We start from the raw sequence: 1,189 nt of genomic DNA, 5'->3' as shown, positions 1-1,189 counted from the left end.
CCATAACCGGCCGGTGAAAAATTTCCTCTAAAGCCGCCGTTGCCTTGGATTACTTACCTGTATGCAGTCGTTGAACCTGTGTTGCCCAATCTTTCCACTGGAGGGCATCAAAGAAGCGATAAGCGTCAGATCCGGAACTTATGCACCGACTCGCTCATTGAAACGGACAGCTTTTCGAGGTGTTCGGCCGACTTGGCGACCGAACGGACCACGGCGCTGGTTTCCTCGGTCATCTGGGCAATGCCTTCGACATTGCGGGCGATGTCGTGATTGGCCGTGTTCTGCTCGCGCAGCGACGCGGATATCTCCTCGGCCGCGCTCATCATCTGGCCCACGCCGTCCTGAATCTTGCCCATCGTTTCGCCGGCGCGCCGGATCATCACCACTCCGGCTCGTGTACGGTCACTGCCGCCGGCCATTTCGTTGACCACCCTGACGGTGCCCTCACGCACGGAATCGACCGTTGCCTTGATTTCGCTGGTCGCCTTGGTCGTGCGTTCGGCGAGTTTGCGCACTTCGTCAGCGACGACCGCGAAGCCGCGCCCCTGCTCGCCCGCTCGCGCCGCCTCAATGGCCGCGTTCAAGGCGAGAAGATTGGTCTGGTCGGCAATTTCACGGATCACATCGACGATTTTTGAAATCTGCTCCGAGCGATCGCCGAGCACCTTCACCGACTCGGCCGTGCTCATCACCGCTGCAGAAATTCCGTCCATTTCGGCAATCGCCTCATCCACCGCGGCTTCGCCGACATCGGAAAGGCTCCGCGCATCGACCGCGCTCTGATGTGCCCCGCTGGCGCTTTCGGTGATATGGGTTATTGACACCGCCATTTCCTCGATCGACGCGGCCATCGACGCGGATTTGTCGCTTTGGGTATGGGCCGCCGTCGCGACCTGATTGGCGGCGAGCGAGATCTCGTGCGCCGAAGCGGTCAGCGTGTCGGCTGACTCGCCGATGCCGCGTATGATCGTGCGCAGACTCTCCTGCATGGCCCGGATCGCCGCCAGCAGGCTGTGCTGATCACCGGGGCGGATTCTGATTTCGTGGGTGAGGTCGCCACCGGCGATGCGTTGCGTAATCCTTGCAGCCTCCACGGGTTCGCCGCCGAGTGTCCGGATCAGCGACCGGTAGAGCATGAAACCCGATAGCAGCATCAGCACACCGATGGCGACGCCGAGCCCGGTACTTG

The 1,189-nt window shown here is 61.5% G+C and carries 1 protein-coding gene; it reads right to left on the bottom strand.

Translation table 11 applies throughout. The features are described from left to right. Positions 1 to 125 precede the first annotated feature (125 nt). Positions 126 to 1,189: methyl-accepting chemotaxis protein (locus tag PG883_RS23530; protein ID WP_270808468.1), on the bottom strand; the 1,064-nt coding region annotated here is incomplete at its 5' end.

The sequence above is a fragment of the Aeromonas sp. QDB25 genome (assembly GCF_027707725.1).
Lineage (GTDB): Bacteria > Pseudomonadota > Gammaproteobacteria > Enterobacterales > Aeromonadaceae > Aeromonas > Aeromonas caviae.
This window is presented reverse-complemented; position numbering and strand designations above follow the sequence as displayed.